Here is a 5,113-nt window from a genome sequence, read left to right on the forward strand (position 1 = left end):
GATGTTCATTAGCATACAAAACATCACGATTTTTTCTTTCCTGTGAAAGCGGACAATACCAGCAGTCACGTTGACATAATCCTGTGAGGAAAAGGACTAATTTTGCTCCTTCATAACAGAGTTTGCATCCTGCAGACAGTCTACTATGAGGAGGAAGATCTTCAGAAGTGTTATCATCCATTGCAAATCAGATAATCTCCTTCTATATTCACTATGGAGAGATAAATAGTATCCGGAGAAAGATTAAAATTAATGTGAAATTTTCTTTTCAGCAAGTTTTGTAACAGCACTTATTTCAATATCAGATAGTAATTCAAGCATCCCTGACTTTTCTGCACTGTGTACAAACTGCTCGCCTTCACCTGTCCGAATCAACAGAGTGGTCCAACCATCCGGTGTACCAACACTCCCTGCTGATACATCAGCATCAATTGCAGTAAAATCTTTACAGGTCCTGCATCCTCCCCGGATTGCCGATTCTATCTCTTTGAGAGGGATATCAACAATATTTCCATCTGATAACGTCAGCTCAAGTTTTCCTTTGACATCCATCCGGACTATTTTATATGCAGGAATATCATGCTTTTGTTTTAGAATTTCATCCATAAGGGGATAATAATTGAAACTTTCTGTACAGAAAAGCCCAATTATCAGCCTGATTGCCTTTCCAAAGGGTTTTACGAGATCATGAGTTGATTCTTTCATGAGACGGGCTGCAGATACAACACAGGGTGTCCCGACTATTGCAATACGAGTCATTTTTTTAGTTATGACTGCTGTTTTCAGGGCTTTTAAGATGGGAACACTCCAATTATACCTGCTTCCTGCATGTTCGAATAGTTCCCCTGCACTCGTAATCAGAATAGAGATCGGTTTATGTGTCCACCGATCTTCAGTAACGGTTATTACCCCATCTATCAGGCCTTTTTGTAACGCATCGGCAAGTATTGCGGTTACCGCTCCTCCACTCTGCTTATGAGAAATCTCTGTTGTGGCTCGTGCCCCGACACCGAATTTATATGTCCCAAGAATCTCAACACGATCAGGCTTTGTTCGGGGACATACTTCATAACATGCACCACAAGGAACCTGATCAGTCTCCTGTTTACAATACCCGGATGAAACAGGGCGGACAATTCCCGGATCATCAGGGAAAAACAATGCATCTGCAGGACAGACCGCAACACATGCACCGCATCCGCTGCAAATGCCGGCATCCCAGACCTCTTCCTGTAAAGCAGTATAGGTTTTTTTCTTTGTCATGTCCTCACTCCCAGGTATATTTACCAGCAAACGGCCGGGCACTCACCGGTGCGATCCGGGTATACGAACTGTTCAGTAATTCTGATGGATCTACATTGAAATATTGAGAGAATTCCATGATGAAGGGTTTTATCCGCTCAATATCTTCTGAGGAGGCAAGTTGTGCAGTACTACCAATTCCAGGTGTCCATTCTTTCACCGTTCCTCTGATGAAAATTTCTCCCCCATGAATACCGCTGGCAAGCCCCATTTCAGCGTACGGTTCCTCATCCTTCATCCTGAACAGTATCACCAGCCCTCCTGCCATATACTCCCCCAGAAATGCTTTCGCAGTTCCTCCGACTACAAGGACCGGACGTTTATTCAGATATTGTTTCATGTGGATTCCGCCCCTATACCCGATATCATCCCGGACAAAGACCTTTCCCCCTCTCATACTATGGGCAGTTGCATCACCACTGGCGCCGTGAATGATAATAGTTCCTTCATCCATTGTATTCCCGGGGGCATGATCAGCATTGCCAAAAACCTCGATGGTCGGCCCTTTCATGAACATACCAAGATCACCTCCCGGCACCCCGTGAATTACAATTTTTACTGAACCAATAAGACCATCACCGATAAAACGCTGACCCATGACGTTTTTCAGAATTATTTCTGAAGCTCCATCTCTGACTGCCTGCCTGATCTGTTTATTCAGCGGGGTGTAATGGATACCAGCAGCATCAATTGTTATCTGACTCATATCAGGCTCCTATTGCTTTTACATCCAGAACATCAAGCATGGTCTGATCAAGCATGTATCCACGTAAGCGGTCCCGGTTTCCCCGAAGAGATTCTATACTGTTGATCCCGGCAGCGCCCATAAGTTCTGCCAACTCCAAAGTCCAGGCATCGATAAGATTCTTCACATTATGTGCTGCTTCATCAGGATGCAACCGGGCCACAAGATCGGGCCGCTGCGTTGCAATACCCCATGAACACAACCCCCGGTAACAGGTTCCACATACCCGGCAGCCCATCGCAATAAGAGCAGCAGTCCCTATGTACACAGCATCAGCACCAAGACAGATAGCCTTTGCAACATCTGCACTCTGCCGGATACCTCCGGAGGCGATTATTGAAACTTCATTTCGAATTCCCTGTTTCCGAAGTTTTGTGTCTACTGCTGCAATTGCTGCTTCAATCGGAATACCGACATGATCCCTGAATACTGCCGGTGCAGCACCGGTCCCTCCCCGAAATCCATCAATGACGACTGCATCAGCTCCGGATCGGGCAATCCCTGCAGCAATTGCAGCCACATTGTGAACCGCGGCAATCTTTACAAAGACCGGTTTTTTCCACTCTGTCGCTTCTTTGAGACTGATGACCAGTTGCTTGAGATCTTCAATGGAATAGATATCATGGTGAGGGGCAGGACTGATTGCATCACTTCCTTCCGGAATCATCCGGGTGCATGAGACATCTGCACACACCTTCTCACCTGGCAGATGACCGCCAATACCTGGTTTTGCACCCTGGCCTATTTTTATTTCAATCGCTGCACCCCGCTCAAGATAATGTACATCAACCCCGAATCGCCCGGACGCTACCTGAACAATCATACGATCCTGATACGGGTACAAGGCTTCATGCAGGCCTCCTTCACCGGTTCCCATAAACGTACCGATCTCTGATACTGCCTGAGCCATGGCTTTATGCGCATTCAGGGATATTGCCCCATAACTCATGTGACCAATCATTATCGGGGTCTCAAGTTTGAGATTGGGGGTCAGTTCGGTAATGAGACTGGTATCTCCATCAGATGTCTGAATATACTCAAGTTGTTTTGGTTTCTTCCCAATATAGGTACGAAGTTCCATCGGTTCACGAAGTGGATCTATCGAAGGGTTGGTAACCTGGCAGGCATCCAGAACAAGGTGATCAAATAGAATGGGATATGGTGCGGCATTTCCCATACCTCCGAGAAGTATCTTTCCGCTTTCTGCCTGTTTGAAAATATTTTCCTTCATCTGGGCAGTCCAGACTGGGTGCGACCGGTAATCACAGGGTCGTTCCATGATGGTAATAGCATCACGAGGACATTGGGAGATACATCGATGGCATGCGACGCAGTTTCTGGTATTTGTGACAATACCGTCCTGTTCTATACGGAAGACACCGTATGAACAGTTTTCAACACATCTGCCACAGAGCATGCACTGATTTTTATCAACAACCACCTGGAATCTGGCAGGGCGGGATCCGATGATCATACGAGCGTCCTCCCGACGATTGGATCACCGGCTTTCGGCATATAAATATTCTTCACTGCAGAATCTACCGTCCTGATTGCTGCTTCTTCACTTGAAATAAACAACCGGTTATCATGTTCTCCAATCACCAGGGGCCGGAGTTTGATTCGATCAGAAAATCCGACAATGGAGTCTGGTGATGCAACTGCGATTGCGAAAGGTCCGTTCATCATCGCTGACCCGTAGGTTAACCGAAGGGCAGTATTCAGCCTCTGCTCACTTTCAGGCATTCGTTCAATCTCTTCCCAGAAAGGAGGAGCAAGAGCACGGACTGCCAGTTCCTGGGTCAGACCATGACGCCTTACCAGCAGATCCATAAGATATGCGACAACTTCGGTGTCGGTATACATCGTACAGTCATATCCAAAACTCTCTATATATCTGCGGTTTGTCCCATAAGACGTAATTTCTCCATTATGAACAACACTCCAGTTCAGAAGATTGAATGGATGAGCTCCCCCCCACCATCCAGGAGTATTGGTCGGATACCGGTTATGAGCAAGCCAGAGATATCCCTCATAATTCTCAACCCGATAAAAGTCTGCGACCTCTTCCGGCCATCCTGATGCCTTGAATACTCCGATATTCTTGCCTGATGAGAAGATAAGTGCCCCTTTGACGGACTTATTCACTTCCATGACTATATGTTTGACAATCTCGTCATCGGGAGTTTTACTCCGTTGCATAAGCCGTGTCTTAGGGCGGAAGAAATACCTCCATGGAGTATGAATTTTGGGAATTCCGGGCTGCTCCCAGGTAGGTATTTCCTCATCATGTTCAATCATACCCCATGTTTCAAGTAAATCCTCTACCTGGTCTTTTGGTTCGATCAGATTGTCATAAAAGACATGAATTGCGTAGAGATCTGCATAGTCCGGATATACTCCATATGCAGCATATCCGGCACCTTCACCACTTCCGCGCTCATCCATTACCGACAGGGCATCCCTGATGGAAGACCCATCCATAAGCTCTCTCTGTTTATCGATAACTCCAATTATTCCGCACATAACATCACAAAAGCCTCAATATCCGGCATATTTACATAGCGAGCATTGTCCGGAATTATCCGGAGTAGAAGCTAACTGCTTGTCTAATCCTTATAAGTGTTTCATCTTTATTAATGTGTTTACTTTTCTGAATTTGTGAAAAACTAGCGGTAGGTTTATTTCTTTCAATTATTTTCCTTCAACATTTCTCTTGATGAAAAATGATTGGTGATCATTCATGGAAATAAAGTAAAAAATGATAATATATAATCAGGTCCTGCATACATTAACTTTAAATGTATAAGGGTAGAAGTATGTTTCAATGTCTGATGCAAAGGTCAGCGAAATGATCGCACGGATAAAGGCAGATAATGTAAAATTTATCCGCCTGCAGTTCAATGATATCCTCGGCATCCCCAAAAATGTTGCTATTCCGGTTGTTCAGGTTGAAAAGGCCTTAACAGAGGGGATCTGGATTGATGGTTCTTCAATCGAAGGGTTTGCCCGGATTGATGAATCTGATATGATTCTGAAACCTGATATTGATACCTATCAGATCCTTCC

At 45.2% G+C, this 5,113-nt stretch carries 5 protein-coding genes and 1 pseudogene; 1 reads left to right on the forward strand and 5 read right to left on the reverse strand.

Annotated features, from left to right (window positions below; all coding sequences use genetic code 11):
- The 5 genes and pseudogenes from PLA23_RS10295 to PLA23_RS10315 form a co-directional block, all read right to left on the reverse strand.
- Positions 1 to 181: pseudogene (locus PLA23_RS10295) on the reverse strand (radical SAM protein); the annotation flags it as partial.
- 68 nt (positions 182 to 249) lie between these two features.
- The gene (locus PLA23_RS10300; protein WP_324475124.1) at positions 250 to 1,263 is read right to left on the reverse strand and encodes a Coenzyme F420 hydrogenase/dehydrogenase, beta subunit C-terminal domain; all 1,014 of its coding nucleotides are present in this window, start codon (positions 1,261 to 1,263) and stop codon (positions 250 to 252) included.
- A gap of 4 nt (positions 1,264 to 1,267) precedes the next feature.
- On the reverse strand, positions 1,268 to 2,008 hold the full coding sequence (locus PLA23_RS10305) for a GltB/FmdC/FwdC-like GXGXG domain-containing protein (protein ID WP_324329048.1): 741 nt from the start codon (positions 2,006 to 2,008) through the stop codon (positions 1,268 to 1,270).
- Position 2,009: 1 nt separating this feature from the next.
- Positions 2,010 to 3,521, reverse strand: a complete 1,512-nt coding sequence (locus PLA23_RS10310; protein WP_324475125.1) for a glutamate synthase-related protein — start codon at positions 3,519 to 3,521, stop codon at positions 2,010 to 2,012.
- On the reverse strand, positions 3,518 to 4,570 hold the full coding sequence (locus PLA23_RS10315) for a class II glutamine amidotransferase (protein WP_324329042.1): 1,053 nt from the start codon (positions 4,568 to 4,570) through the stop codon (positions 3,518 to 3,520). Before PLA23_RS10315 ends, PLA23_RS10310 begins: the two co-directional genes overlap by 4 nt.
- Positions 4,571 to 4,871: 301 nt before the next feature.
- Between PLA23_RS10315 and PLA23_RS10320 the strand changes: the two genes are divergently transcribed.
- The coding region (locus PLA23_RS10320) for a glutamine synthetase beta-grasp domain-containing protein (RefSeq protein ID WP_324475126.1) at positions 4,872 to 5,113 on the forward strand (242 nt) is incomplete at its 3' end.

The sequence above is a fragment of the Methanospirillum sp. genome, from assembly GCF_035406105.1.
Lineage (GTDB): Archaea > Halobacteriota > Methanomicrobia > Methanomicrobiales > Methanospirillaceae > Methanospirillum.

Bases quoted from the DNA above. Each gene is read 5' to 3' on its own strand.
- PLA23_RS10300 (WP_324475124.1), bottom strand. From the start codon at position 1,263: ATGACAAAGAAAAAAACCTATACTGCTTTACAGGAAGAGGTCTGGGAT.
- PLA23_RS10305 (WP_324329048.1), bottom strand. From the start codon at position 2,008: ATGAGTCAGATAACAATTGATGCTGCTGGTATCCATTACACCCCGCTG.
- PLA23_RS10310 (WP_324475125.1), bottom strand. From the start codon at position 3,521: ATGATCATCGGATCCCGCCCTGCCAGATTCCAGGTGGTTGTTGATAAA.
- PLA23_RS10315 (WP_324329042.1), bottom strand. From the start codon at position 4,570: ATGTGCGGAATAATTGGAGTTATCGATAAACAGAGAGAGCTTATGGAT.